The sequence below is a fragment of the Streptomyces lydicus genome (assembly GCF_004125265.1).
Lineage (GTDB): Bacteria > Actinomycetota > Actinomycetes > Streptomycetales > Streptomycetaceae > Streptomyces > Streptomyces lydicus_C.
This window is the reverse complement of the sequence record NZ_RDTE01000003.1, coordinates 5,004,230-5,029,538: the sequence shown is the minus strand read 5'-3', so window position 1 is coordinate 5,029,538 and position 25,309 is coordinate 5,004,230. Positions and strand designations below refer to the sequence as shown.

At 68.4% G+C, this 25,309-nt stretch carries 26 protein-coding genes; 9 read left to right on the top strand and 17 right to left on the bottom strand.

Features of this window, described 5'->3' with window-relative positions:
* Nucleotides 1-489: 489 nt before the first annotated feature.
* Nucleotides 490-1,194 (bottom strand): TetR/AcrR family transcriptional regulator, encoded by a 705-nt coding sequence (locus tag D9V36_RS24545; protein WP_129295670.1) that lies wholly within the window; start codon nucleotides 1,192-1,194, stop codon nucleotides 490-492.
* A 208-nt stretch (nucleotides 1,195-1,402) separates the two neighbouring features.
* On the opposite strand from D9V36_RS24545, the gene D9V36_RS24540 reads away from it, so the two are divergent.
* A complete protein-coding gene (locus D9V36_RS24540) occupies nucleotides 1,403-2,281 on the top strand; it encodes an alpha/beta fold hydrolase (RefSeq protein ID WP_129295669.1) in 879 nt (292 codons plus the stop codon).
* Nucleotides 2,282-2,984: 703 nt separating this feature from the next.
* Nucleotides 2,985-3,455: a hypothetical protein gene (locus D9V36_RS24535; RefSeq protein WP_129295668.1), complete on the top strand. Its 471-nt coding sequence runs from the start codon at nucleotides 2,985-2,987 to the stop codon at nucleotides 3,453-3,455.
* Between the two features lie 163 nt (nucleotides 3,456-3,618).
* Here the strand turns inward: D9V36_RS24535 and D9V36_RS24530 are convergent, their stop codons facing one another.
* The 7 genes from D9V36_RS24530 to D9V36_RS24495 form a co-directional block, all read right to left on the bottom strand.
* Nucleotides 3,619-4,086: a hypothetical protein gene (locus tag D9V36_RS24530; RefSeq protein WP_129295667.1), complete on the bottom strand. Its 468-nt coding sequence runs from the start codon at nucleotides 4,084-4,086 to the stop codon at nucleotides 3,619-3,621.
* Complete coding sequence (locus D9V36_RS24525) at nucleotides 4,083-5,492, bottom strand: hypothetical protein (protein WP_129295666.1); 1,410 nt, start codon at nucleotides 5,490-5,492, stop codon at nucleotides 4,083-4,085. The genes D9V36_RS24530 and D9V36_RS24525 overlap by 4 nt, the downstream gene beginning before the upstream one ends.
* 846 nt (nucleotides 5,493-6,338) lie before the next feature.
* Nucleotides 6,339-7,694 (bottom strand): dicarboxylate/amino acid:cation symporter, encoded by a 1,356-nt coding sequence (locus tag D9V36_RS24515; RefSeq protein ID WP_129295665.1) that lies wholly within the window; start codon nucleotides 7,692-7,694, stop codon nucleotides 6,339-6,341.
* Between the two features lie 523 nt (nucleotides 7,695-8,217).
* Entirely contained in the window at nucleotides 8,218-8,508 is a 291-nt protein-coding gene (locus tag D9V36_RS24510) for a DUF4229 domain-containing protein (protein ID WP_129295664.1), read from the bottom strand.
* Nucleotides 8,509-8,604: 96 nt separating this feature from the next.
* Nucleotides 8,605-9,129 (bottom strand): GNAT family N-acetyltransferase, encoded by a 525-nt coding sequence (locus tag D9V36_RS24505; protein ID WP_129295663.1) that lies wholly within the window; start codon nucleotides 9,127-9,129, stop codon nucleotides 8,605-8,607.
* A 73-nt stretch (nucleotides 9,130-9,202) separates the two neighbouring features.
* Nucleotides 9,203-10,366 carry an aminofutalosine synthase MqnE gene (gene mqnE, locus D9V36_RS24500; RefSeq protein ID WP_129298660.1) on the bottom strand — a complete coding sequence of 388 codons (1,164 nt, stop codon included), beginning with the start codon at nucleotides 10,364-10,366 and terminating at the stop codon, nucleotides 9,203-9,205.
* 192 nt (nucleotides 10,367-10,558) lie between these two features.
* Entirely contained in the window at nucleotides 10,559-11,017 is a 459-nt protein-coding gene (locus D9V36_RS24495) for an Lrp/AsnC family transcriptional regulator (protein WP_129295662.1), read from the bottom strand.
* A gap of 128 nt (nucleotides 11,018-11,145) precedes the next feature.
* On the opposite strand from D9V36_RS24495, the gene D9V36_RS42700 reads away from it, so the two are divergent.
* Entirely contained in the window at nucleotides 11,146-11,277 is a 132-nt protein-coding gene (locus D9V36_RS42700; protein WP_256331844.1) for a hypothetical protein, read from the top strand.
* Here D9V36_RS42700 and D9V36_RS24490 read toward each other — a convergent pair.
* Nucleotides 11,274-12,002 (bottom strand): UbiX family flavin prenyltransferase, encoded by a 729-nt coding sequence (locus D9V36_RS24490; RefSeq protein ID WP_129295661.1) that lies wholly within the window; start codon nucleotides 12,000-12,002, stop codon nucleotides 11,274-11,276. The two genes, D9V36_RS42700 and D9V36_RS24490, sit on opposite strands and share 4 nt — an antisense overlap.
* A gap of 117 nt (nucleotides 12,003-12,119) precedes the next feature.
* Between D9V36_RS24490 and D9V36_RS24485 the strand changes: the two genes are divergently transcribed.
* On the top strand, nucleotides 12,120-12,716 hold the full coding sequence (locus D9V36_RS24485) for a rhomboid family intramembrane serine protease (RefSeq protein WP_129295660.1): 597 nt from the start codon (nucleotides 12,120-12,122) through the stop codon (nucleotides 12,714-12,716).
* A gap of 117 nt (nucleotides 12,717-12,833) precedes the next feature.
* Nucleotides 12,834-13,523 carry a DUF4870 domain-containing protein gene (locus D9V36_RS24480; RefSeq protein WP_129295659.1) on the top strand — a complete coding sequence of 230 codons (690 nt, stop codon included), beginning with the start codon at nucleotides 12,834-12,836 and terminating at the stop codon, nucleotides 13,521-13,523.
* Between the two features lie 48 nt (nucleotides 13,524-13,571).
* On the opposite strand, the gene mqnP is transcribed toward D9V36_RS24480, so the two are convergent.
* Nucleotides 13,572-14,474 (bottom strand): menaquinone biosynthesis prenyltransferase MqnP, encoded by a 903-nt coding sequence (gene mqnP / locus D9V36_RS24475; protein WP_129295658.1) that lies wholly within the window; start codon nucleotides 14,472-14,474, stop codon nucleotides 13,572-13,574.
* Nucleotides 14,471-15,925: a menaquinone biosynthesis decarboxylase gene (locus tag D9V36_RS24470; protein ID WP_129295657.1), complete on the bottom strand. Its 1,455-nt coding sequence runs from the start codon at nucleotides 15,923-15,925 to the stop codon at nucleotides 14,471-14,473. Before D9V36_RS24470 ends, mqnP begins: the two co-directional genes overlap by 4 nt.
* 87 nt (nucleotides 15,926-16,012) lie before the next feature.
* Between D9V36_RS24470 and D9V36_RS24465 the strand changes: the two genes are divergently transcribed.
* A complete protein-coding gene (locus tag D9V36_RS24465) occupies nucleotides 16,013-16,465 on the top strand; it encodes a PLD nuclease N-terminal domain-containing protein (protein ID WP_129295656.1) in 453 nt (150 codons plus the stop codon).
* Between the two features lie 27 nt (nucleotides 16,466-16,492).
* Nucleotides 16,493-17,065, top strand: a complete 573-nt coding sequence (locus D9V36_RS24460; RefSeq protein WP_129295655.1) for a deaminase — start codon at nucleotides 16,493-16,495, stop codon at nucleotides 17,063-17,065.
* 126 nt (nucleotides 17,066-17,191) lie between these two features.
* Here the strand turns inward: D9V36_RS24460 and D9V36_RS24455 are convergent, their stop codons facing one another.
* Nucleotides 17,192-17,554, bottom strand: coding sequence for a hypothetical protein (locus D9V36_RS24455; protein WP_129295654.1), 363 nt, complete (start codon nucleotides 17,552-17,554; stop codon nucleotides 17,192-17,194).
* Nucleotides 17,554-18,273 carry a DUF6232 family protein gene (locus D9V36_RS24450; RefSeq protein WP_241721016.1) on the bottom strand — a complete coding sequence of 240 codons (720 nt, stop codon included), beginning with the start codon at nucleotides 18,271-18,273 and terminating at the stop codon, nucleotides 17,554-17,556. Before D9V36_RS24450 ends, D9V36_RS24455 begins: the two co-directional genes overlap by 1 nt.
* A 274-nt stretch (nucleotides 18,274-18,547) precedes the next feature.
* Here D9V36_RS24450 and D9V36_RS24445 point away from each other — a divergent pair, with 274 nt between their 5' ends.
* Complete coding sequence (locus D9V36_RS24445; protein WP_129295653.1) at nucleotides 18,548-19,225, top strand: DUF4291 domain-containing protein; 678 nt, start codon at nucleotides 18,548-18,550, stop codon at nucleotides 19,223-19,225.
* Nucleotides 19,226-19,439: 214 nt separating this feature from the next.
* Entirely contained in the window at nucleotides 19,440-20,867 is a 1,428-nt protein-coding gene (locus tag D9V36_RS24440) for an alkaline phosphatase family protein (RefSeq protein WP_129295652.1), read from the top strand.
* A 94-nt stretch (nucleotides 20,868-20,961) separates the two neighbouring features.
* On the opposite strand, the gene ccsB is transcribed toward D9V36_RS24440, so the two are convergent.
* Genes ccsB through D9V36_RS24420 form a run of 4 tightly spaced genes read right to left on the bottom strand, consistent with a single transcriptional unit; the run spans nucleotide 20,962 to nucleotide 25,251 of the window.
* Entirely contained in the window at nucleotides 20,962-22,047 is a 1,086-nt protein-coding gene (gene ccsB / locus D9V36_RS24435; RefSeq protein WP_129295651.1) for a c-type cytochrome biogenesis protein CcsB, read from the bottom strand.
* Nucleotides 22,044-23,867 carry a cytochrome c biogenesis protein ResB gene (gene resB, locus D9V36_RS24430; protein ID WP_129295650.1) on the bottom strand — a complete coding sequence of 608 codons (1,824 nt, stop codon included), beginning with the start codon at nucleotides 23,865-23,867 and terminating at the stop codon, nucleotides 22,044-22,046. Before resB ends, ccsB begins: the two co-directional genes overlap by 4 nt.
* 3 nt (nucleotides 23,868-23,870) lie before the next feature.
* Nucleotides 23,871-24,632 carry a cytochrome c biogenesis CcdA family protein gene (locus D9V36_RS24425; RefSeq protein ID WP_129295649.1) on the bottom strand — a complete coding sequence of 254 codons (762 nt, stop codon included), beginning with the start codon at nucleotides 24,630-24,632 and terminating at the stop codon, nucleotides 23,871-23,873.
* A 4-nt stretch (nucleotides 24,633-24,636) separates the two neighbouring features.
* Entirely contained in the window at nucleotides 24,637-25,251 is a 615-nt protein-coding gene (locus tag D9V36_RS24420) for a TlpA family protein disulfide reductase (protein WP_129295648.1), read from the bottom strand.
* Nucleotides 25,252-25,309 lie beyond the last annotated feature (58 nt).

Here is a 25,309-nt window from a genome sequence, read left to right as displayed (position 1 = left end):
GTCATCCTGGCATTGCGGACCTCAGGTCCGGACACCCGCTGGCGCAGGGGGCGTTACGGCGGCGCGGGAACGGCGATAACAGCCGATGGCGGAAGGCTCGCCCCCGGCGGGGGAATCCGTGGAACACATCCTCGCCCCAGCTTCTGACCTGACAGTAACCTTACTTCGAAGTAAATCTACGCGAGGACCGGGAGTTGGCCAATGGCCGTAACTCCCTTGATCTCTGCAATTCCGGGCCCGGTCGCCCCTCCGGCCGCCACATCGGCAGCCCCGGGCCGGCTCTTCGCCCGCACCCCGTCGGCCGCCCCTGGACCGGCTTTTCGTCCGCCTCGCCCCTGACCGTCCCGGTCTGCCGCAGCCCGCGCCGCCACCCCAACTCTGCGCCCGGGCCGGATCCATGGCCCGGCCGGCGAGCCGCGTCGGTCAGCGAGGCAGGCCAGTAAGGCCGGCAATCAAGAGGCAAGCAAGCAGACAGGTAAGGCACCCCCCTCACCCCCCGACCGTCGACCGCCCCTGCTGACCGATGAGCCCGCCGGGCGCCCACCGTTCGCCCTCCATCAGCCGGCCGAGGCCCGCCCAGACGAAGTTCATCATCGTGGCCGCCGTGTCCCTCGCCGACGGATGCTCACGCTCCCCCGAAGGCCCTTCATCCATACGGGCGTTGGCCCACCCGGCAAGGGACTCGGCCGCGCCGACCAGGGCATGGGCAAGGCCGGCGACCTCCCGTTCGGCCAGCTCGCCGGCGCATCCCGCCTCCTTTGCGGCCGCACCGATCAGCTCCGTCACACGTGCGACGATCTCCGCCCGCACCACGGCCACTTCGCGCGCAAAGGGCTCACCGTGCGTCCGTGCCTGCTGATGGAGTACGGCCCAGCCGTCCGGGTACTCGGCGGTGTGCGCGAAGAACCCGCGCAGACCGCTCCACAGCTGCCGGTCAGCCGTCGCCCCCAGCTCGACGGCCGCCGTCACGGCCGCCACCAGCGCCTCCGACTCCCGCCGGATCACCGCGCTGAACAGGTCTTCCTTCGAATTCAGGTAGAGGTAGACCAGAGGCTTGGAGACCCCCGCCACCTCGGCGATCTCGTCCATCGAGGCCGCCGCATAACCACGCCGTGCGAACGTCAGCACCGCGGCGTCCAGCATCTGCTGCTCCCGGACCGCGCGCGGCACCCGCTTGCTCTTCACAGCTCCCACCCTGGATGTCCCTCCGTCCCGCCCCTTTACTGCAAAGTAAGTTTACGATCTTCGACCCCCGGCCTCCCCCCCTTGACACGTTCCCGCCATAGCGAGACGATACGTATCGTCGCGCCGTCAAATGCTGACGCGCCCGCACATCAGGAACGCCTGCACGCAAATCCGGACGCGATGCCCTTGCGCCGCTCCCCTCCTGGAGGACAGCCCCATGCAGCAGTTCATCGACGCCGCCCCCGGCATCCGCCTGTGGACCGAGCAGCGCGGTGCCGACGATGCGGACCCCTTGCTGCTGCTCATGGGCGCGCAGGCGAGCGGCATCGGCTGGCCGGAGCCACTGGTGGATGCGCTTGCCGCGCACCACCGGGTCATCCGCTACGACCACCGCGACACCGGCCGCTCGACCTGGCCCTTCGAGGAGCAGCCCTACCGGATCGCCGATCTCGCGGACGACGTGATCGCGGTCCTGGACGGGCTGGGTATCGGCCGGGCTCATATCGTCGGCATGTCATTGGGCGGCATGCTGGCCCAGATGGTGCTCGCCGACCACCCCGACCGACTGCTCAGCGCCACTCTCATCAGCACCAACGCCCTCAGCAGCACCCCGTACACCCGCCCTGACGGCGGCACGGTCCCGGTCGACGAGCTGCCGGGCATCGCGCCCGAGCTCCTGGAGCTGTGGGCCCGCCCGGTCGAGGATCACGGCCAGGCGGCCGAGGTGCAGCGCCAGATCGAACACTGTCGGGTACTCGCCGGTGGCCAACTCCCTTTCGACGCCGACTCTTTCCGTACGCTTGCACAGCGCGTCATCGACCACACCGGGCACTACCGGACGAGCACCGCACACGGCCGCGCGGCACACGACGGGATGCTCCGCACGGATCAGCTCGCCGAAAACGAGGTGCCGGCACTCGTCATCTGCGCCCCCGCCGACCCGGTCTTCCCACCGCCACACCCCCAGCACCTCGCACAGTGCGTCCGCGGCGCGTCCCTCGTCGAGATCCCGGGAATGGGACACGCACTGCCGCCCGCCGTACTGAAGCCACTCGCCGCGGCAATCCTGGGCCATACGGGAGCGACAGAAAGCTGACGCCGTCCGACAACAAGCCGTCCTACGCATCACGGTCAAGGATTGGCGTCGTTCCACAGCACCTCGGATTTCAGCCTCGTACGGCGGTGGACCGGTCGAGGCAAGCCCCCTTGACCACAACGCGGATCAGTCATAAAAAATGCCGCGATCGAGGCAATGAACACCACTGATCAGCATGCGATGTTTCGGCTGAAATCTACGGCGGCCAGCGGACTTATGACTGTTAGGGTCCATGATCAGAACGGAACGACTCACGCTGCCGGTCCGGCAGGGAGAACACAGGGGATAGCAGTGAAATTCGAAGACACAGAAATAGGGAATCCCAAGTCGTTAAGCAAGGCCGGCGCGGGCGCGACCGAGGTGGCGGGCGAAACGAAGGCAGTCGGACACCGACCGGTTGATGAGACCCTGGCCGCCGCCAAGGATTTCGGCGGGAGCAACTGGGAGGGGGACTGGGAAAGGCATTGGCCGACGTTGCCGAAACGTGGTCCAAGCAGTCCTCGGGGCTGCAGGCTATCTGCGTGACGTTGGGCAGCCAGTGCAAAGAAACCGCGGCGAACTACTCCTCCACCGAGACGGAGAATACTTCGGTCGTTCAGAACGCAGACATGGGCAGACGGTCACCCTTTGGGTGAACCCCACCGCCTGCATTCTGCCTGACAGCGCCACCTTGATCACTTATTGAACGCACGGGGGATTGTCCATGCCTACCTATGAACAGCTCTACCACCTGGAACTGCGAAATCTCAGGGAGGCAGTGGAGCGCTGGGCCGATATGCCGACCCGCATGAAAGGGTTACTCACCTCTTTCACGGATCACGTGGAGAAGCCGTTCAATGCGGCTGAGCGGACCTCTCCGATGATGACCGTACAGGTGGCCCGGATGAAGCTGGCCATGTGCCACAAAGATTTTGATGCCGCCGGGGTTGAGGCCAAGGGCATACACGGAATTCTGGCCGACGTTTATGGTGAGCTCAAGAAAGCCAAGGATGACCTGCAACACCTTGCCGACGTGAAGGCTCCCGCACAAGGGCTTTTCGTCACCGCCAAGGGCACTGTCCACATCCGCGATCCGAAACCCGAGGACCTTCCGGCAGATACCGATCCGGCTTCGATCGGCCTTGGCCCCAGGTCCAAGAATCTGGAACATCAGGGTGTGGCCAGTCGGCGCTGAGCGGGATCAGGCAGAGGACTGATTCCCTCGAAGGCCATCTCTATTGGCGTCCGGAGCGGTGAGGCGCCGCCCGACGGGGGCCGCCCGTCGATTGGGCGGCCCCAGCAGAGGGGCACTGGAGGACGCTCAGGAGGCTCAGTCAAGCGCACCGTCGACACTCTTCTCAGATGAACGGCGGCCGGTCAATCCAGTCCTCAGGCTTTTTGAGGGGCATGGTCCGCAGATCGATCTCGACAGCCCCTGTTCCGTCGAGGGAAAATCCACCCCCGAGTTCGTACATATCAATGAGCGTCTCGTAGGGGTCGGGAAGATCGGAAGGGACCTCACCCGCGTCACGCAGAGCGGCAAAGTGGAGCGCCCACACGCAGGTATCTGCGACAGCCGAAGGCCGCATTGGGATACTCTGCAACACCTCATCTACCGTCTGCGCAGACGCCCGGATAGCTGGGTTCAATTGCTCGGCCACATCGAAGAAGGGCCAGAAGGGCGACCCCAGCCGTCGAGCCCACCGGGCACTGCGACGCAAAAACTCGCGCATACAGTTGACCCTCTCTCGGAAATCCTCGTCCGAGCTGTTCCAATCGATGGCGATAATGCGCTGCGCCAGACGGCTCACACAGGTGCCAGTCATATCGACTTACCTTTTCGTATCAGGGCAATGACCTCGTCCAGGTTGGAGAGATCGTCGGCGATTTTCAAGTCGGGCCTAGGAAGTCCAACTTTGGGCCACGCCCTAAAGGGCTCATCTTCCCCGGTATCCGGGTTCTTCGCGTACTCATGGGGTGCAACATCGTGAGCCCCCCAGTGTTCCGGCGACGGGTCGTACATCTCCAATTCGTTGTCGTATGCTTCCAACGCGTCCGACCGATAGGGTATCCCCTCCCTCATCAGTGCACTCTCCACACCTTCGTGAGCTGCCCAACGCTTGAAAGTCCCCGCTTCCTCTCCGGATAGCGTGCCGGATTCAGCCTTCGTCCATAGATCGGCAATGTGATCCATCGGCGCAAACCTGCCGGTCGCCTTCTTTCCGCGATCTACCACCACGTCTTCATGTTTATCATGAAAGATATGCCCCTTGATGCGATCAAGGACATCCTTTTTAATTCCGGTATTTTCCGAGATTCGATGCGTATCCCCTTCGGTCTGCCGTATTCGCTCATACGTCCTTTCAGCCTTCGGGGATTGCGGGGAATCGATGTGATCAGAGGAACCGGAGTATGGCAGAAAATCTTCTGTACCCACGGTCCGGTTCCTCGATTGCCGTCCGCCTGCCGCGCCCCCGATTGCACCGGTTGCCACATCAAGTGGGTTGATGTGACCGCCGTTGAAGAGAGCGCCTTGGCCGGCCCCTAGCGCAGCGCCGGTAACCATCCGACCGGGCATGGTGTCCATGCCTGTAGAAATCTTTCCGATACCCGCCAGAACGGTCGATGCGCCCTCAGCTCCACTCGCCGCCTGGCCAACTGCACGGGCGCCGCTGCCGAGGCCAGCACCCAGGGCACCTCCTGCGCCACCGGTCCCAGCCGCGGTGAGCAGTTCCGTCCCGCTGAACCCTCCGTCCCCGAAGGAGATGCGTATGGGCTGAGCTACCGCAGCATCGACGGCAACAGATTCGACGGCTCCGAATGCCGCGCCAGTAAGGGTAGTTGCGGCGATGGAAGCGACCGTCTCTGAAACAGCCACTCCTACGGACTCGGCGGCAGCGATAATACCGGCAGTGGCCGCGCCAGCGGCAGCTTCAGAGATTCCGGCGGTGAAGATCGCCAAGGCAGTCCCGGCTACCAGAGTGGCGCCAACGAGGGCTGCCTCCTCTTCCAGCTTGTGTACGGCCTCATCGACCTTGTCAGCGAAGTCGTCCAGAGCCTTCGCCATCTGGCGACAGGCGTGAGCCGTCTCCGGAAGCCAACCCTTGCTGCCATTCTTGTAGCGATGCCAGAAAGCCTCAAAGGCATCAATGGATTTTCCATGAGCCCCCTCTACGACGCTTTTTTCTGCCTTGTTGCATGACGCTGCGACGTCATCAAGGGCCGTCGCCATGACTCTCCATGCATCGGCAGCTTGGCGAAGTCCGTCGGAATCGGCATCTGGCCACTACATGCCTGTGGTTTTGCGGACGATTTCTGCTGCGGCAGACTCACCCACGTGGATCCCCCCTGTGTTCGTGGTCGGTCAGCGCTTGAAGGTACTCGCAGTGTGATGATCAGCGTGAGCGTGGTTCTCGGCGTGCGCATTCAGACCGTCATGAATGCTGTCGAGGCCCTTCACTAGAACGCCAATTGCCTTGACAATTTCGTCACGTTTCGGCGTGTAGGAGTGCCCGAACTTCTTTCCCTGTTCATCGCCCCCCAGGGTTCACCCAGGCTGCTCAAGGAATGCTTCAAAGCATTGAGCGCCTTTTCCAGGTTTGCAGTTTCTCTGGAAAATGTCGGCGCAACGCTCTTCATGTCTTCCGGATGGACAGAAAATTCGTCCCTGGCCCCAGCCATGACACCCCCGCATAGTCGATTAGCATCCGGCATGCTACCCAATGGGGCCTTCAGCGCGCTGCGCCCGAACGAGCCAATGGCGGGATTCCTCCCGATAGGTCTGCAGTGCGCCACCAGACGCCAGCCAGAGAGACCCAGCGTGGCTGAATACCAGCGGGGGCTGACGTGGCACATGTGGCGGATACACCTCACAGCGCGGCACCGACGAGGCTGAAGGCAGGCGGTAAGTCGTTAGTGCTGAGTGCGCAACCGCATTGGTACTGAGTTCCCTTGCGGTTGTGGCGGTACTGGTGCCACTGGTCGACACAAGTGCGGAAGTCCCTTCGGACACTGCCTAAGCACGCACGACTGCGCCCCGACTTGGGAGAGTCAGGGCGCAGTCGATGGACCAGCTCAGCTATGCAGCAGCCGGCACGGAGACCTTCTCCTCCGCGCCGCCAGCAGCAGCCGTGTCCAGGTTGATGCTCTTCGGGCCGCTGAACGCCTCCCGATCGAGGATTCCCTCACGCGCAGCCACCAGCAACGTGCATACTGATTGGCCGGCCACATTGGTGGCCGTGCGCATCATGTCCAGGATCGGGTCGATGGCCATCAGCAGGCCGACGCCCTCCAGGGGCAGGCCCAGTGTGGAGAGGGTCAGCGTCAGCATGACCGTCGCGCCGGTCAGACCGGCGGTGGCGGCGGAGCCGATGACGGAGACGAAGGCGATCAGGACGTAGTCGCCGATGCCGAGGGGGACGTCGAAGATCTGGGCGATGAAGATCGCGGCGATCGCCGGGTAGATCGAGGCGCAGCCGTCCATCTTGGTCGTCGAGCCGAACGGCACCGCGAAGGAGGCGTACTCACGCGGCACACCGAGACGTTCGGTGACCTGCTGGGTGACCGGCATGGTGCCGACGGAGGAGCGGGAGACGAAGGCCAGCTGGATGGCGGGCCAGGCGCCGCGGAAGAACTGCAGCGGGTTGACCTTGGCGACGGTCGACAGCAGCAGCGGGTAGACGCCGAAGAGGACCAGCGCGCAGCCGGCGTAGATGTCGACGGTGAAGGTCGCGTACTTGCCGATCAGGTTCCAGCCGTAGGTCGCGATGGCGTTGCCGATGAGGCCGACGGTGCCGATCGGGGCGAGGCGGATGACCCACCACAGGGCCTTCTGGAGCAGTTCGAGGACCGAGCGGCTGATCGTGAGGACCGGCTCGGCCTTCTCGCCGAGCTGGAGGGCCGCGATGCCGGCCACGGCGGCCATGAAGACGATCTGCAGGACGTTGAGCTCGGTGAACGGCGTGATGATGTCGGTGGGGACGATGCCGGTCAGGAAGTCGATCCAGGAACCCGCGTGGTCGGGGAGCTTGCCGTCCTTGGGGGTCAGGCCGGTGCCCGCGCCCGGGTTCGTGAGCAGGCCGATCGCCAGGCCGATCGCGACGGCGATCAGCGAGGTGACCATGAACCACAGCAGGGTGCGGGTGGCCAGCCGGGCCGCGTTGTTGACCTGGCGCAGATTGGTGATCGACACCAGGATCGCGAAGAAGACCAGCGGCGCCACGGCGAGCTTCAGCAGCTGGACGAAGAGATCGCCGATGTGCTGGAGCGTGGTGGTGAGCCAGCCGAGGTCACCGCTCTTGGCGATCCAGCCGAGCAGCACGCCCAGGGCGAGGCCGGCCAGGATCTGCACCCAGAACGGGACCTTGGGTATGCGGGAGGACTTGGGGGCCTGGGGAGCCTGTGGGGGCTCGGCGGTCTCGGCAGACGTGGACAACGGACACACTCCGGGGACAGGGGAGACGTCGGGGACGTCAAGGACGGCGGGACGGCGAAAAGAAGCGCGCCGGGGAGGAGCGCGGCTGCAGGGCAGGCGCGAAGGGGGCCTCTCCCGCCCGGAGGGGTCGGGGAGAAGATCTCCGGCCGCTGGGGAAAGCGGTCAGCGGCGGCAACAGGCCGCGGACATACAGCGGCAGAGATCGACGTGCAGGCGCGCCACGAGCGGAGTGCTCCTGGGGGACGGGGGCGCGGCTGCTGTCTTCATGTCACGTACATTAACACTTGAACTTTGAGGAACCCAAAGAAAATCTTTGGGTTCCGGAGAGGCCGGCGGTACGGCGGGCGCAGCGGACCCTCCGTCAAAAACACCACAGGCGCCCGGCCATGGAGCGAAATCCATGGCCGGGCGCCTGTGGTGGAGAAGCGACTGTGAGGCGTCTTACACAAGGTCCAGGCCGTTCGGCGCGGACCGCCGCCGCGGACCGCCGCCGCGGCCCGTTACTGCCGCCTGATACTGCGGGCTACTGCGCCCCGTCCTCCTGGCCGGCGTTCGCCATCAGGCGCTCGCGCTGGCGGTCGACCTTGGCGACGATCTGCTCGGACATCGCGTCCCGCTGCTTGCGCAGCAGCACAAAGCTGAGCGGCGCGGAGATCACGATGGCGAGCAGCAGCAGCCAGACGGCGTTGGAGGCACCGATGGCGATCGGGATGACATGGACGTACGCCAGCGCCCACACCACGGCGAACGAGGCGACGAAGAGGCCGATGCGAAGGGCGGTGTAGCGGAGCGTGGCGAAGTTGTGGCTACTCACGGATGGGACCTTCTCCTCAACGGCAACCTAAAGGGTCTGCATCCAGTCAAGCACAGCGCTTCGGGCGATCTTCGTGACCCCCGCCGGACCCGTGGTTCAGCCCAGCTCCAGCCACATGGTGATGTCGTCGCGGAAGTCGTCGTCGGCCAGCTTGATCGCGCCGGGGACGCGGCCGACCTCCTGGTAGCCGCAGGCCTCGTAGAAGCGGTGGACGCCCGTGCCGCCGCGGCAGGTGAGACGGAGCGCGGTGACGCCGTCGAAGGTGCGGGCGGCCTCGGCGACCGCGGCCATCAGCCGGCGGCCTGCGCCCTGCCCCTGGAGGGAGGGGTGGACCATGACCGTGTAGACCCACGCCCAGTGCGTCATCAGCCGGTGTCCGTTGAAGGTGAGGAAGGCCGTGGCCAGCACCCGGCCGCGCGCGTCCCGGCCGACCATCAGGCGGGTACGGCCCTCGGCCATGGCCGTCAGATGGGTGAGCAGATCGGGACGGACCTCGGCGGGCGACACCGGCGGGACGAAGCCGACCGCGCCCCCGGCGTTGGAGACATCGGCCCACAACGCGCATATCCCGTCGCGGAGTCCGGGGGTGACGGAAGGGTCCAGGTCGAAACGCACGTCCATGACCCGGACCCTAACTTCCGCCGCCTGGGCCGCTGCCGCGGCCTCTGCCGCTGCCGACAGCGCCCCGCGCAGGTCAGACCCGCATCGGCTGGGGGGATTCGCGGCGGTCCGGGTCGGGGCCCGGGTACTCGCGGATGGCCTCGTAGCGGGTGTTGCGCTCGACGGGGCGGAAGCCGGCGTCGCGGATCAGGTCGAGCAGGTCCTCACGGGTCAGCTTGTTGGGCGTCCCGTAGTTGTCCGCATCGTGCGTGATCTTGTACTCGACGACCGAGCCGTCCATGTCGTCCGCGCCGTGCTGCAGCGCGAGCTGGGTGGTCTGCAGGCCGTGCATCACCCAGAAGCACTTCACGTGCGGGACGTTGTCGAAGAGGAGGCGGGAGACCGCGAAGGTCTTCAGCGCCTCGGCGCCGGTCGCCATGGTCGTACGGGCCTGGAGCTTGTTGCGGACCTTGCCGTCCTGCATGTCCACGAAGTCGTGCTGGTAGCGCAGCGGGATGAAGACCTGGAAGCCGCCGGTCTCGTCCTGGAGCTCACGCAGCCGCAGGACGTGGTCGACGCGGTGACGCGGCTCCTCGATGTGCCCGTAGAGCATCGTCGAGGGGGTCTTGAGGCCCTTCTCGTGGGCGAGGCGGTGGATCCGCGACCAGTCCTCCCAGTGGGTGCGGTGGTCGACGATGTGCTGCCGGACCTCCCAGTCGAAGATCTCGGCGCCGCCGCCGGTCAGCGACTCCAGGCCGGCCTCGATCAGCTCGTCGAGGATCTCGGAGGCGGACAGACCCGAGATGGTCTCGAAGTGGTGGATCTCGGTGGCGGTGAAGGCCTTGAGGGAGACGTTCGGCAGGGCCTTCTTCAGCTCGCTGAGCGAGCGCGGGTAGTAGCGCCACGGCAGGTTGGGGTGGAGCCCGTTGACGATGTGCAGCTCGGTGAGGTTGTCGTTCTCCATCGCCTTGGCGAGGCGGACGGCCTCCTCGATGCGCATCGTGTACGCGTCCTTCTCGCCCGGCTTGCGCTGGAAGGAGCAGTAGGCGCACGACGCGGTGCACACATTCGTCATGTTGAGGTGGCGGTTGACGTTGAAGTGGACGACGTCGCCGTTCTTGCGCGTACGCACCTCATGGGCGAGGCCGCCCAGCCACGCCAGGTCGTCGGACTCGTAGAGGGCGATGCCGTCCTCGCGGGTCAGCCGCTCCCCGGCGTGGACCTTCGCCTCCAGCTCACGCTTGAGGCCCACATCCATCGACGCAGCCATCCGGTCGCCTCCCAGTCTCTGCCGTATTCGGTGCCGTTCCGGTGCCTGTCCGGAGCCGGAAACGGGCTCCGACGAGCCTACTCCCCCATGGCAGGAGCGGACGGGGGCCCCTTGGCGCGCCCGTCCGCTCCCGGGCGCCGGCCGGGAGCCCGATCGGCCTGCCCGTCCTCCGCGCCCGCCCTATTCGGTCTCTTCGGGCAGCTGGCCGACCCGGTTCTCCCACTTGGTGGAGAGCACGATCGTGGTGCGCGTACGGGAGACACCCTTGGTGCCGGAGAGCCGCCGGATGGTGCGCTCCAGCCCGTCGACGTCCCCCACGCGCACCTTGAGCATGTACGAGTCGTCGCCGGCGATGAACCAGCAGTCCTCGATCTCTTCGAGGTCGCGCAGCCGCTGCGCGACGTCCTCGTGGTCGGTGGCGTCCGACAGCGAGATGCCCACCAGTGCCGTGACACCGAGGCCGAGCGAGGCGGCGTCCACCGTCGCGCGGTATCCGGTGATCACACCCGCCGCTTCGAGGCGGTTGATCCGGTCCGTGACGCTGGGCCCGGAGAGGCCGACGAGCCGGCCGAGCTCCGCGTACGAGGCCCGGCCGTTCTCGCGAAGTGCCTGGATGAGCTGCCTATCCACCGCGTCCATGCCCTCAAGCCTTCCAATCTTTACGCATATTCGGGTTCTGCATGTAGAATCTAAGGCATACAGGGCCTTGACCCTGTGAATCTTTCAGCCGATCACGACAATCACAGACGATCTCAGGAGTTGTCACCGTGTACTCGATCGAGATGGCCTACGCCCGCATGCGTGAGCTGCAGGACCAGGCCAATCGTTCACGTGCCCACCGGGCCGCGGCACCGCGGACCCGCCTCTTCGGCCGCGCCGCCGCAGCGAAGAAGCGCTAGCCGGCGTCCGGGGCCTCCTCCGCTTCCTTGGAGCCGCCCCGCAGCTCCCCTTCCCAGCGCCGGTAGAGCCCGTGCGGCACCTCGGCCGCATCGAGCGCCCGGCCGGCGACGAAGTCCACCAGATCCTGGATGTGCGTCGCCCCCGCATAGAACGCCGGTGAGGCGGGCAGCACCACGGCGCCCGCCTCGTCCAGCGTCACCAGGTGCTTGAGTGTCGGACCGTTCAGCGGGGTCTCGCGCACCGCGACCACCAGCCGCCGCCGCTCCTTGAGCGTCACGCTCGCCACCCGCTGCAGCAGATCCTTCGAGAGCCCGAGCGCCACCCCGGCCACACACGCCGTGCTCGCCGGGACGATCAGCATCCCCTTCACCGGATACGAACCCGACGAGGGCCCGGCCGCCAGATCCCCGGCCGGCCAGTACCGCACATCCGCCAGGTCCGCCTCCGTCACCGGAAACGTCGACGGTTTGCCGTCCGCCCCGCGCGCCAGCCATTCCCGCAGGCCGGCGCGCCAGTGGGCATCCCGGAAGGCGATCCCGGTCTCGTCCAGCAGGGTCAGCCGCGACGCCCGGCTGACGATCAGATCCACCGCCTCCCCGGCGGCGAGCAGCCCGCGCAACACGGACGCCGCATACGGCGTCCCGGACGCGCCGGAAATCCCCACGACCCACGGACGGCGTCGGCCGGGGCCCTGCTTACTGGTGTCGTTGTGCGGCGGCTCCACGCATCGAGCCTATCCGGCGGAACCGCGGACCCCACCACGGCCGTTCTTACCTGTGGCGCCCCGCGCGCGGCCCCGCCGAGGGCCGCCCCGCCGGGGGACGAGAAGGGACGGCCGAAGATGAGATCACGCGCGAAGCCCGCGATCTGCCTGATGCTGGGCTGGGTCGCGCTGCTGTGGCTGCTGGAGGGCGTCGACGCCGCCACCGGCGGCAGCCTGGACACCTTCGGCATCCAGCCGCGCGAGCCCGCCGAACTGCTCGATGTGGTGCCCGCCGCGTTCCTGCACTTCGGCTTCGCCCATCTCGCCGCGAACACCCTGCCGTTGCTGCTGCTCGGCTTCGTCGCCGCGCTGCGCAGCGGGATCGGCCGCCTGCTCGCGGTCGTGCTGCTGATCATCCTCGCCAGCGGGCTGGGCGTATGGTTCACCGCCGCACCGGACAGCAACACCGCCGGCGCCTCGGGCGTCGTCTTCGGCCTCTTCGGCTATCTGCTGGTACGCGGCTTCATCGAGCGCAGCGCCCTCGACATCGGCATCGGCCTGGTCATCGGCGTGCTCTACGGCTCGATCCTGTGGGGCGCGCTGCCGTCCGACAACGGGATCAGCTGGCAGGGGCACCTGTTCGGGCTGATCGGCGGGGTGCTGGCGGCCTTCGTCTTCCGGGAGCGCCCGCGCGGCCACGACCTCGCCGGGGCCGGTGTCCGACCCGTCACGTAGCCTCGGCTGTGAACGGGAGCCACGGCGGCGCACTGCCTCGCAGCACGCGCGGCGCCGGGGCACGGCGGGGTGCGCAGCACGCGGCCGCGGTACGCAGTACATACGGGGGAGCAGACCATGTCCGACTACCACCAGCCCAGCTACGGCCCTCCGGCCGGCGGACCACAGCAGCCGTACGGGGCACCACAGCCGGGGTACGGAACTCCGCAGGATCCGTACGGGGCATCGCAGCCGGGGTACGGAACGCCGCAGGATCCGTACGGGGCATCGCAGCAGAGCTGGCACGGCGGCCCAGGAAGCTACGGCTACCCCGGCGCCCAGCAGCCGCCAGGACCCGGTTACGGCCCCGGCGCCCCGCCGCCCGCGCCCTCGACCGGCCCCGCGATGTGGGCCCACCTCGGCGCGCTGCTGACCGTGACCGTGGGCTCGACGATGTGCTGCGGGCTGGGCGCCCTGCTCGGCTGGATCTTCCCGCTGTCCGTCCGCGGCAACGACCGCCACAAGCACGATCCGTACGTCCGCCACCACGCCACCCAGGCCATGAACTTCGGCATCACCCAGGCCGTCATGGCGGCGCTCGGCACGGTGCTCTACTTCGCCAGCGCCCTCATCTTCGCCGCGGCCGCCCACACGGAGGCACAGCGCAACAGCTCCGGCCTGGCGGTCCCGCTGCTGACCGTGATCGTCCTCTTCGGCGGCTTCGCCCTGTCCGGCATCATCTGCGCGGTCATCGGCACGGTGAAGGCGTCCCGCGGTGAGCTGTGGACCTATCCGCGGCTGGTTGCCTGGCCGCTCAGCAAGGGCTGAGAGAACCGGCGCCGCTCGGCAAGGGCCGAGACAGCCGGCCCCAAGCCGTCACACCGTCAGCCCCCGCACCAGCAGATCCAGCAGCGCGCACACGAAGAGCGCAATCCCGATGAAGCCGTTGACCTGGAAGAACGCCCGGTTCAGCCGGGTCAGGTCATGCGGCTTCACGATCGTGTGCTCGTACAGGAAGGCCGCCGCCACGATCACCAGGCCCAGCCAGAAGAACAGACCGGCGCCGGTCGCCAGCGCGTACCAGACGAAGAGCGCCGTCGTGACGAGGTGGCAGCCGCGCGCGCCCCGGATCGCGGCCGGGATGCCGAAGCGGGCCGGCACCGACTTCACGCCGACCTCACGGTCCGTCTCCACGTCCTGGCAGGCGTAGATCAGGTCGAAGCCGCCGATCCAGATGCCGACCGCGAGGCCGAGGATCACCGCCTCCCAGGACCAGGAACCGGTGATCGCGAGCCAGGCGCCGATCGGGCCCATCGCCTGGGCCAGGCCGAGGATCGCCTGCGGGAAGTTCGTGAACCGCTTGCCGTACGGATAGACCACCATCGGCACCACCGCGAGCGGCGCCAGCGCCAGGCACAGCGGGTTCAGCAGCGCCGCCGCGCCCAGGAAGACGACGAGCGCGATCAGCGCGCCCGTCCACGCCGACTTCACCGACACCGCGCCGGTGACCAGTTCGCGCTGTGCGGTGCGCGGGTTACGGGCGTCGATCTCGCGGTCGATGATCCGGTTCGCCGCCATCGCGAACGTCCGCAGCCCGACCATGGCGAGGGTGACGAGGAGCAGCCGGGCCCAGTGGACGTGCCGGTCCCACTCGTACATCGCCGTCAGCGACGCGATATAGGCGAAGGGCAGCGCGAAGACCGAGTGCTCGATCATCACCAGGCGCAGGAAGGCCTTGGTGCGGCCCGGCTGCGGGACCGCGGCGGATGCACTGCTCATGAGAGTCCGTACTCCTTCCAACGGCGGTCGACCATCGCCGCCGTCCGCGGGTCGGACTCGACCATGTGCGGCCAGCCGCCGTCGCGTGTATAGCCCTCCTCGGGCCACTTCTCCGTCGCGTCGATCCCCGCCTTGCCGCCCCAGAACTGCTGGTAGGAGGCGTGGTCGAGATGGTCGACGGGGCCTTCGACGACGGTGAGGTCGCGGGCGTAGTCGGTGTTGCCGAGCGCCCGCCAGGAGACCTCGTGGAGGTTGTGGACATCGCAGTCCGCGTCCACGACCACGATCAGCTTGGTCAGCGACATCATGTGCGCGCCCCAGATGGCGTGCATGACCTTCTGCGCGTGCTTGGGATACTTCTTGTCGATCGAGACGATCGCGCAGTTGTGGAAGCCGCCGGACTCCGGCAGGTGGTAGTCCACGATGTCCGGGACGATGATCTTCAGCAGCGGCAGGAAGAACCGCTCCGTCGCCCGTCCCAGCGGCCCGTCCTCCGTCGGCGGACGCCCCACCACGATCGACTGGAGCAGCGGCCGCTTGCGCATCGTCACACAGTCGATGGTCAGCGCCGGGAAGGGCTCCTGCGGCGTGTAGAAGCCGGTGTGGTCGCCGAACGGGCCCTCGGGCAGCATCTCGCCGGGCTCCAGCCAGCCCTCGATGACGACCTCGGCGTTGGCCGGGACCTGTAGCGGGACGGTCTTGCAGTCGACCATCTCGATCCGCTTGCCCTGGAGGAAGCCCGCGAAGAGGTACTCGTCGATGTCACCGGGCAGCGGCGCGGTCGAGGCGTACGTGACGGCCGGCGGGCAGCCGAAGGCGATGGCGACCGGCAGCTTCTCCCCGCGCTTGGCGGCGACCTGGTAGTGGTTGCGGCTGTCCTTGTGGATCTGCCAGTGCATCCCGATGGTGCGCTTGTCGTGGCGCTGGAGGCGGTAGAGGCCGAGGTTGCGCACCCCGGTCTCCGGGTGCTTGGTGTGCGTCAGCCCGAGGTTGAAGAAGGAGCCGCCGTCCTCGGGCCAGGTGAACAGCGCCGGGAGCTGGTCGAGATCGACGTCGTCGCCCTGGAGCACGACCTCCTGGACGGGCGCTTCCTTGATCTTCTTGGGCGGCACGTGCGTCATGCCCGCGAGCTTCCCGAACGCCTCACGCACGCCGACGAAGCCCTGCGGCAGTTCCGGCTTGAGCAGCCCGCCGATCTTGGCGCTGATGTCCTCGTACGTCTTCAGGCCCAGTGCCTTCAGCAGCCGCCGGTCGGTGCCGTAGACGTTCATGGCGAGCGGCATCGCCGAGCCCTTGACGTTCTCGAAGAGCAGCGCCGGGCCGCCGGACTTCTGCACCCGGTCCACGATCTCGCCGACTTCCAGATACGGGTCGACCTCGGCCTTGATGCGCCTCAGGTCGCCCTCCCGCTCCAGTGCGCGCAGGAACGAGCGAAGATCGTCGTAAGCCATGCCGTCCAGTATCGGGTACGCACTACCCTGGACGGGTCACCGGGCCCCGCCGCGGGCCCGCCGTCGCGTGCAGGGGGCTCGTCCGCAATGCTCAGGTATCTGCCGTTCCTCCTGGTGCTCGCACTGTGGATCTACGCGTTCATCGACTGCCTGAACACCCCCGAATCCCAGGTGCGCGGACTGCCCAAGGTGATCTGGGTGATCATCATCCTGCTCTTCGGTGAGGTGCTGGTCGGCCCGGTCGCCTGGCTGGTGGCGGGCAAGCAGCGGCAGCCGGCGGCGGACGGCGGCTCGACGCCCTCCGCCTGGCACCGCAACCACCGCACCAAGTTCGTCGCGCCCGACGACAATCCCGAGTTCCTGCGCTCCCTCCAGCAGGAGAACAAGAAGGACGAGGCGCTGCTCAAGGACTGGGAGGCGGACCTGCGCCGCCGCGAGGAGGAACTGCGGCGCAAGAGCGGTGGTGCCTCGGACGGCGGGTCGGCGAACGGCGGGACCGCCAACGGGGGTACGGCGAACGGCCCCGAGGAAGCTCCCTGAGCGTGCCGCCCGGCGTACGGTGAGTTCATGGACGACCGTACGCAGGACCAGGGCCGGGACCGCGACGATCTCCGCCCGCACGGCCACGTAGACGGCCGCATCGACGGCCACGCCGACCGCCACAGCGACCCGGCCGGCCACCCCACCCACGTCCAGGAACAGGCCCGCGCCATGCTGGCGACGGCGCTCGCCGAGGCCCGCACCGGTCTCGCCGAGGGCGGCATCCCGATCGGCGCGGCCCTCTACGGCCCGGACGGCACCCTCCTCGGCCGCGGACACAACCGCCGCGTCCAGGACGACGACCCCACCCTGCACGCCGAAACCGCGGCCTTCCGCGCCGCCGGCCGCCGGTCCACGTACCGCGGTACGACCATGGTCACCACCCTCTCCCCCTGCTGGTACTGCAGCGGCCTGGTCCGCCAGTTCGGCATCTCCCGCGTCGTCATCGGCGAGGCCCGCACCTTCCACGGCGGCCACGACTGGCTGGCCCGGCACGGCGTACGCATCGTGCTGCTGGACGACCCCGAATGCGCCGCCATGATGCGGGACTTCATCGGGAACCGGCCGGAGCTGTGGCAGGAGGACATCGGGGGCGAGTGACCGGACGAGGGCAGGCACACACCGCCCCCATCGGCCTGCAATCCGGCGGCCCGCGCCCCCGAGACCGGACCCAGGTGTGTTGTCCGGTGAGCTCGCGTCGTGTGGGACGGGCTTACCCCCGGTGACTCACTTCGCTCCCATGAGTTCGAGGATCTTGTTGATGGCCTCGACGATCGGCGTGCCGAGCGTGCCCGCGGTCGCGGCGATGCCCGCGACCGCGAGCAGGGCGCGGTGCCGCTCCTGCGGTGGGACGTCCGACTCGACGCGGAGCGCCGGCAGCGCGGTGTCGAGGGCGCCCGCGCTGGCCGGCGGGACCTGCGCGCGCAGCTCCCGGGCCAGGACAAGGAGCTCGCGAAGGGCCTCCTGGACGGCCGGGGGCAGCTCTTGCGCCGGAGTGACGCGCTTGTCGATGCCGACGTTGCCGGAGCCGCCGTGCATGGTGACGTGGTCGCCGCTGCCGAAGTAGTAGTGCTGGTCTCCGCCGCGCATCAGCCCGCCATCCCTACGTTGCCCGTGCCGCCGTACATGTTGACGTTGTCTCCGAAGTAATAGTGCTTGGGGCTGATCGTGATGGTGTCCACCCGCACCTCGAACTCCGCCTGCGGGTTCTCGATCGCGTCCGCGATCTGCTGGGCGAGCCGCCTCAGTTGGGCCTGGTCCGGACTGGTCACCACGGCGGTGGAGGGGCCGGAGGTCTCGACGGCCAGGACGTAGTGTGACGGCGCGCCGAGCACTTTCAGCATCTCCACGAGGCAATAGACCAGCGACGCGAGCGCGACGATCACGACGAGCGCGGTGAGCCCGGGGGAACCGCCGCTGTCGCTGCTTCCGAACCCGCTGGACGAGTCGATCAGACCGGCGAGCAGGCCAAGGAGCGTCACCACCACCCCGATGATCAGCAGCCGCTTCACGAAGAGCAGGACGGCGTCCTTGCGCCGGGGGTGGATGGTGAGCGTGTGCACCCGGGCGATGTTGTGCAGCGGGTAGTAGGCCTCACCGACCCAGAGCAGCCGCTTGCTGACCCGCAGGCTGACCCCCGTGGCCGGCCGCGCCGAGCCCGCCGGCGGCACATCGGGATAGATGTCGGCAGGGGGCGGCGGTGCAGCCGGTGGCTGCGGCGGGACGGGAGGCGGCGGCGAGCCTCCGGGTGTGGGTGCGGCGCCGGCAGGCGTGTCCCACGCCTGTCCCGCCGGGTCTGCTGATGTCACGCGATTCCCCCTTGATCACACCGTGCCGGGTGAAGGCCGTTCACCTCGACGCGTCTCACCGACGCAAGCGTTTCTCTCAGGAAAAGTGTTACCACAGCGGGGTGTTGATGATCCGTCGCATGCAGTTACGCGACCGTCCGTGCAGCCTTCACCCGCGCCACGACGAAGGCCCGGTTCGGAGGCGTTGGCCTTGCGGGTTGCCCGGAAGCCCCGGCGCTCCCCCGCCCCGCAATTCGCTGGCCGCCGGCCCCGCCCTCCGTCAGGATGATCAGCCATGAGCACCACCCCCGAAGCCCCTGGCGCCCCTGCCGCCCCCGTGGAGACCGCCCACGCCCCCGTCCACGCCTCCTCCCACCCCACCGAACCACCCCACCGCATCCGCGCCCTGTACACCGAGTCGACCGTCACCGTCTATCAGGCGTACTCCCCCGCGCTGGGCCTGCCGGCGGCGCGGGACGGGCGGTTTCCCGCTGCGTGGAAGCGGGAGCGGATGACGTGGATCAAGCCGTCGTTCCTGTGGATGATGTACCGCTGCGGGTGGGGGGAGAAGGCGGATCAGGAGACCGTGCTGGCGATCGAGATCGAGCGGGGCGGGTTCGATTGGGCGCTGGGGCAGGCCTGCCTGTCGCACTACGACTCGGGGGAGCACGCCGACCGCGCCTCCTGGCGGCGGGAGTTGAAGCGGGCGCCGGCGCGGGTGCAGTGGGATCCGGAGCGGGATCTGCGGCTGCGGGCGCTGCCGCACCGGTCGCTGCAGCTGGGGCTGGCGGGGGAGGCGTCACGCCGGTATGCCGACGAGTGGACGGTGGCGATCACGGATGTCACGCCGCTGGCCCGGGAGATCCATGAGCTGGTGCGTGCCGGGGGGATGGCGGCGGCCGCCGCGCTGCTGCCCGAGGAGCGCCCCTACCCGGCGCCCGGGGGAACTCCGGGCCTCGGCAGCGTGTCCTGATACACCTTCCCGGACGCGTAAATCCGGCCGCCGCACGGTCCGCCGGGCACTGGTGCGTGTGACGTACGGGACGTAGGGGTCCCCGGCCAACTCTCGACAGTTCACAGCCAATTGATGCACCGTTCAGCAACCTCCCCCTGCCCGGGAAACTCGCCCGCCGCCACAGTCATGTCGGCCCACTGAGGGCTCACGCGACTCAGGGAGAGTGGCACATATGCCCGACATGACCCGACGCAGACTCCTCGGCTCGGCGGCCGGCGCGGTCGGCGGCGCCGCCGCGCTGTCGCTGCTGCCGCCCAGCGTGCAAAAGGCCGTCGCCGCCGGACCGGCGCGTCACGGCTCGCTGCACGACGTCGAGCACGTCGTGATGCTGATGCAGGAGAACCGGTCGTTCGACCACTACTTCGGCACCCTGCGCGGCGTCCGTGGCTTCGCCGACCCGGACGCGCTGACGCTGCCGGACGGCCGGTCCGTCTTCCATCAGCCGGACGCGGAGAACCCGGACGGCTATCTGCTGCCGTTCCGCCTCAACACGCACACCACCAGCGCCCAGGCCATCCCCTCCACCAGCCATGCCTGGTCGGTGCAGCACGAGGCGTGGAACGGCGGCACGATGGACCGCTGGCTGCCCGCGCACCGCAAGGCCGACGGGGTCAACGGGCCGTATGTGATGGGCTATCACACGCGTGCGGACATCCCTTTCCAGTTCGCGCTCGCCGAGGCGTTCACGCTGTGCGACAACTACTTCTGTTCGGTCTTCGGTCCGACCTGGCCCAACCGGCTGTACTGGATGACCGGCACCCTCGATCCGGGCGGCACCCTGGGCGGTCCGGTGCTGAACAACACCGCGCCCAAGCCGTACCGCTGGACGACCTACGCCGAGCGGCTGCAGGCGGCCGGGATCAGCTGGAAGGTCTACCAGGAGGAGGACGACTACGGCTGCAACCTCCTGGAGCAGTTCCAGACCTTCCGGGACGCCAAGCCGGGTGAGCCGCTGTACGAGCGCGGGATGCGGGCGCAGCCGGCCGGGACGTTCGAGGACGATGCCCGGGCCGGCCGGCTGCCGGCCGTGTCATGGCTGATCCCCACCAGCCACCAGTCCGAGCACCCGGACTATCTGCCGGCCGCCGGCGCCGACTATGTCGCGAAGAAGATCGAGGCGATCGCGTCCAACCCGAGGCTGTGGGCCAAGACGGTCTTCATCCTGAACTACGACGAGAACGACGGACTCTTCGATCATGTGCCGCCGCCGGTGCCGCCGGCCGGGACCAAGGACGAGTTCGTCCGGGGCCTGCCGATCGGCGGCGGGTTCCGTGTGCCGTGTCTGATCATCTCGCCGTGGACGGTGGGCGGCTGGGCCGCCGGCGACCCCTTCGACCACACCTCGGTGCTGCAGTTCCTGGAGCGCTGGACGGGTGTCGAAGAGCCGAACATCAGCGACTGGCGGCGGGCGGCCTTCGGTGATCTGACGTCGGCGTTCGGCTTCCGGCACCGGGCGCCCCGCCCGCCACGGCTGCCCCGTGACACCGCCGAGCAGCTGGTCGAGGCGCAGTGGGAGGTGGCGAACCTGCCGAAGCCGACGCTGCCGGGGGCGGGGCAGCAGCAGCCGCGCCAGGAGCGGGGGCGGCGCAGGCGGCGGTAGCCGGCCGGATGTCCCTTCTCTCCCCGGGAAACGACGGTGCCGTACGGGACGGCCTCGTGTGGAGGCGTCCCGTACGGCACCGGGGGCGTGCGGGTCAGACTCCCGCGTAGGAGTGCAGGCCGGTCACGAAGATGTTCACGCCGTAGTAGTTGAACAGGTAGCAGGCGAAACCGATCAGGCCCAGGTAGGCGGCCTTGCGGCCCTTCCAGCCGGCCGTGGCGCGGGCGTGCAGGTAGCAGGCGTAGGCGACCCAGGTGATGAAGGCCCAGACCTCCTTGGGGTCCCAGCCCCAGTAGCGGCCCCATGCGGCCTCGGCCCAGATGGCGCCCGCGATGATGGTGAACGTCCACAGCGGGAAGACGGTGGCGTTGACGCGGTAGGCGAACTTGTCGAGCGAGGCGGCCGAGGGCAGCCGCTCCAGTACGGACGAGGCGAAGGCGCCGGGCTGCTTCCCCGCGGGGTCGGCGAGCTTGCTCTCGTAGGAGTCGCGGAACAGGAACAGCAGGGTGGAGACGGCGCCGAGGTAGAGCGCCGCGCCGGAGATGATCGCGCAGCTGACGTGGATCCACAGCCAGTACGAGTGCAGCGCGGGCACCAACTGGTCACTGGCGGTGTAGAGCACCGAGACGGCCAGCCCGAGGTCGAGCAGGACGGTGGTGACCAGGGGCAGCCCGATCCAGCGGACCTTCTTCCCGAGCACCAGCAGCAGGAGGTAGAGGCCCACGGCGACCGCGGCGAAGGTCGTGGAGAACTCGTACATGTTGCCCCAGGGGGCACGCTGTACGGACAGGGCGCGGGTGAGGACGCCGCCCACGTGCAGCGCCCAGGCCAGGACGGTCAGCGAGATGGCGATCCGCCCGTAGAGGTCGCCCTTCTCGGTGTCGCCCGCGGCGCCCGGCCCGTCGGGGACGTCGCGGCTGCCGGCGAGGGACTTGGTGACGACCTCGGGCCGCTCCAGTACCGCGGTTCCGCCGCCCTGCCGGGACTTGACGGAGACCGTCGCGGACGCCGTGGACTGTGCGGTCAGGGCGGCGGCGGTGCGGCCGACCTTGCTGCGGCTGCCGAACACCCACTCGGCCATGTGCGCGAGGAAGGCGAGCGTATAGACCGCCATCGCGGAATAGACCAGCAGGTTGCTGTTGTGCGCCAGTGTCTCGTTGGCTGCGGCCGCGATGTTCACGCGCGCGCTCCTTCGGAGGGGTCAGCAGGTCCGTCAGAGTCAGTGGGCTCCGCGGGGTCTTCGGTGTCGTGGGCAGGGGCATCGGGGGCTGGCGGGGCGTCGGGGGCGGGCGGGGCCTGGGGGAACAGGTCCCCGGCGAGCGAGCCGAGTTCCTCCGGCAGCCGGGCCGACTCGCTGCGGCCGAGCCCGGCCATCTCGACGACGGTGACGCCGTCGGCGCCCTTCTCCGCCCGGACCCACATCCGGCGGCGCTGGATGAACAGCGATCCGGCCAGGCCCAGCAGGGCGGCGACCGCACCGGTCAGCGCCAGGCCGTTGCCGGGCTGGTGGGAGACCTTGAAGCTGGCCCAGCTCTTGACGCCCTCGAAGGTGATGGAGCCCTCGCCGTTCGGCAGCTTCATCGTGGTCTGTGCCTCGGCGGCGCGGACGGCGGCCTTGTTCTTGGAGCCCGCGTGCTGCTCCACGCGGTCCTTGGGCAGCAGCATCTTCTTCAGGATGCCGCCCTTGCCGTCCTGGTACTTCTTGAGGCGCTTGGTGTCCAGCTTGTAGACGCTCTGCGGCAGGCCGGAGTCCAATCCCAGGTCGCCGTGGTACGCGTTGACCGAGAGCACGGGGAAGTCCAGCGCCGGGAACTGCGAGAACATCGAGCCGGTGCCGCGGCCGCCGAACGTCGGGACGAACATCGCCTGGAAGCCGAGCTGGTTGCGCTTGCCGTCCTTGGTCTGCGCGCCGGGCACCTTCACCACACCGGTCGAGGTGAGGTTCTTCGGGTCGGCGGGCAGGAAGGCCGTGGCGCCGTGGAAGACCGTCTTGCCGCGGCCGTCCTTGACGGTGACGACGGGGGAATAGCCGTGCGAGAGCAGGTAGACCCGGTTGCCCGCGATGTCGAGGGGCGTGTTCACCTCGATCGCGGTGTGGTGCTGCTTGCCGTCCGCGCCCAGGTAGTAGGAGATCTGCGCGCGGTAGGTGCGCGGGGTGCCGCGCTGCGGCCCGGTCCGCTCGTACGTCGCGTCGAAGCGGTCGAGCTTGAAGCCGAACGGGTCCATGTCGTCGGTGTCGTAGAACGGTCCCGACTTGAACTCGTCGTACTGCGTGAGGCTGTTGGCGAAGCCGTCGCCCTCGGTGATCAGCTTGTTGCCCTCGGACTTCCACAGGCCGCCGACGGCGAACGCCACCAGCATCACGATCAGCGCGACATGGAAGACGAGGTTGCCGACCTCGCGCAGGTAGCCCTTCTCGGCGGCGACCGCGGTGGCGTCCCGGTGGGCGCGGAAGCGGCGCTTCTTCAGCAGCCGCTGTGCCGCGTCGAGGACCTCCTCGGGGTCCGCCTCGGTGCGCCAGGTGGTGTACGCGGGCAGCCGGGTCAGCCGGCGGGGGGCGGCCGGCGGGCGGCCGCGGAGCTGCCCGACGAACTGCCAGCTGCGCGGCACGATGCAGCCGATCAGCGAGATGAACAGCAGCAGGTAGATCGCGGAGAACCACACCGAGCTGTAGACGTGGAACATCCCGAGCTTGTCGTAGATGCCCGCGAGGGTGGAGTGGTCGGCCTTGAACTGGTCGACCTTGACCGGGTCGACGCTGGTCTGCGGGATCAGCGAGCCGGGGATCGCGCCGATGGACAGCAGGAAGAGCAGCAGCAGCGCGACCCGCATCGAGGTCAGCTGCCGCCAGAACCAGCGCGCCCAGCCGAGCGGGCCGAGCGAGGGGAAGGTGACGTCTTCCGTGGGCGCGGTGGAGAGCTGGGATCCGGCCGCGCCGAGATCACTGCCCGCGTCGGCCGCGGAGCCCGGGTCGCGGGGGGTGTCGGTCTTGGTGGACATCAATCAGATCCCAACGGTGGAGCTTTGCGTCCAGCTCTGGAGCTCGGACATCAGGCTGTCCCAGATGCCGGTGACGAGGAGGATGCCGAGGGCGACCATCATCCCGCCGCCGATCCGCATCACCCACAGGTAGTGCCGCTTGACCCAGCCGAAGGCGCCGAGTGCCCGGCGGAAGGCGAGGGCGACGACGATGAACGGCACGCCCAGGCCGAGGCAGTACGCCACGGTGAGCAGGGCGCCGCGGCCGGCGCTGGCGCCGGAGTACGCGAGGGCGCTGACGGCGGCGAAGGTGGGGCCCAGGCACGGCGTCCAGCCGACGCCGAAGAGCACCCCGAGCACCGGCGCGCCGGCCAGTCCCATCGCGGGCTTCATGTGGAAGCGCAGTTCGCGCTGTCCGAAGCGCTTGAGGAAACCGGCGAACGCCAGCCCGAGCAGGATCATCAGCACGCCGAGGACCCGCGAGACGACGTCCTTGTACTGCTGCAGGGTCTGGCCGGCGAACCCGAAGAGCGCGCCGCCGGAGACGAAGACGGCGGTGAAGCCGAGGACGAAGAGCGCGGCGCCGGCCAGCATCCGGCCGCGCCGGGCCTCGCCGAGGTCGGTGCCGGTGACGCCGGTGACGTACGACATATAGCCCGGCACCAGCGGCAGGACGCAGGGCGAGAAGAAGGAGACGAGTCCGGCGACGAGTGCGAGGGGGACGGCGGCGAGCAGGGTCCCGTTGAGGACGGTCTGGTTCTCCGCGGCGGCGGCGAGCGCGATCACGTGATCACTTCTCGGCGATCAGCGGGGTGATCATCTTGCGGAGGTCGTCCTCGGTGACCGGGCCGATCGAGCGGGCGGCGATCTTGCCGTGCCGGTCGATGGCGATCGTGGAGGGGATGGACTGCGGGTTGAGGCTGCCCTTGGGGAAGCGCAGCATCAGCCGGCCGGTCGGGTCGAACAGGCTCGGGTAGGGCACCTTGTGCTCTTCCTCGAAGCTGACGGCCTGCGACTTCTCGGAGTCGCGGGTGTTGATCCCGACGAACTGGACGCCCTTGGTCTTGGTCTCGCCTGCGACCTTGGCGAAGTTCGGCGCCTCGGCGATGCAGGGCCCGCACCATGATCCCCAGACGTTGAGGATGACGACCTTGCCCTTGTAGTCGGCGACGTCCAGTTTCTTGCCGGTGGTGGTCTCACCCGAAAGATCGGGGGCCGGCTGCCGCTCGTCCTTCGTGACGGTGTCGATGCCGTTCTTGCCCTGGACGAACCGGGTCTGGGACGAGCCGCCGGAGGCGCCGTCGCCGCAGGCGCTGAGCGTCAGCGACGCGGCCGCCACCCCTGCGGCGAGCAGGGTGATGCGGCGGCGGCTCGTGAGGCGGCGTGGGGCGCGGCAAGCACTCATGTGAAAAGTTTCGCATGGGCCCATTCCGGATCTTCCGCGCCCCCCTCCGACGGCCCGC

Bases quoted from the DNA above. Each gene is read 5' to 3' on its own strand.
- D9V36_RS24540 (WP_129295669.1), top strand. From the start codon at position 1,403: ATGCAGCAGTTCATCGACGCCGCCCCCGGCATCCGCCTGTGGACCGAG.
- D9V36_RS24535 (WP_129295668.1), top strand. From the start codon at position 2,985: ATGCCTACCTATGAACAGCTCTACCACCTGGAACTGCGAAATCTCAGG.
- D9V36_RS24530 (WP_129295667.1), bottom strand. From the start codon at position 4,086: ATGACTGGCACCTGTGTGAGCCGTCTGGCGCAGCGCATTATCGCCATC.
- D9V36_RS24525 (WP_129295666.1), bottom strand. From the start codon at position 5,492: ATGGCGACGGCCCTTGATGACGTCGCAGCGTCATGCAACAAGGCAGAA.
- D9V36_RS24505 (WP_129295663.1), bottom strand. From the start codon at position 9,129: ATGGACGTGCGTTTCGACCTGGACCCTTCCGTCACCCCCGGACTCCGC.
- mqnE (WP_129298660.1), bottom strand. From the start codon at position 10,366: ATGGATGTGGGCCTCAAGCGTGAGCTGGAGGCGAAGGTCCACGCCGGG.
- D9V36_RS24495 (WP_129295662.1), bottom strand. From the start codon at position 11,017: ATGGACGCGGTGGATAGGCAGCTCATCCAGGCACTTCGCGAGAACGGC.
- D9V36_RS24485 (WP_129295660.1), top strand. From the start codon at position 12,120: ATGAGATCACGCGCGAAGCCCGCGATCTGCCTGATGCTGGGCTGGGTC.
- D9V36_RS24480 (WP_129295659.1), top strand. From the start codon at position 12,834: ATGTCCGACTACCACCAGCCCAGCTACGGCCCTCCGGCCGGCGGACCA.
- mqnP (WP_129295658.1), bottom strand. From the start codon at position 14,474: ATGAGCAGTGCATCCGCCGCGGTCCCGCAGCCGGGCCGCACCAAGGCC.
- D9V36_RS24470 (WP_129295657.1), bottom strand. From the start codon at position 15,925: ATGGCTTACGACGATCTTCGCTCGTTCCTGCGCGCACTGGAGCGGGAG.
- D9V36_RS24465 (WP_129295656.1), top strand. From the start codon at position 16,013: ATGCTCAGGTATCTGCCGTTCCTCCTGGTGCTCGCACTGTGGATCTAC.
- D9V36_RS24460 (WP_129295655.1), top strand. From the start codon at position 16,493: ATGGACGACCGTACGCAGGACCAGGGCCGGGACCGCGACGATCTCCGC.
- D9V36_RS24455 (WP_129295654.1), bottom strand. From the start codon at position 17,554: ATGCGCGGCGGAGACCAGCACTACTACTTCGGCAGCGGCGACCACGTC.
- D9V36_RS24445 (WP_129295653.1), top strand. From the start codon at position 18,548: ATGAGCACCACCCCCGAAGCCCCTGGCGCCCCTGCCGCCCCCGTGGAG.
- D9V36_RS24440 (WP_129295652.1), top strand. From the start codon at position 19,440: ATGCCCGACATGACCCGACGCAGACTCCTCGGCTCGGCGGCCGGCGCG.
- resB (WP_129295650.1), bottom strand. From the start codon at position 23,867: ATGTCCACCAAGACCGACACCCCCCGCGACCCGGGCTCCGCGGCCGAC.
- D9V36_RS24420 (WP_129295648.1), bottom strand. From the start codon at position 25,251: ATGAGTGCTTGCCGCGCCCCACGCCGCCTCACGAGCCGCCGCCGCATC.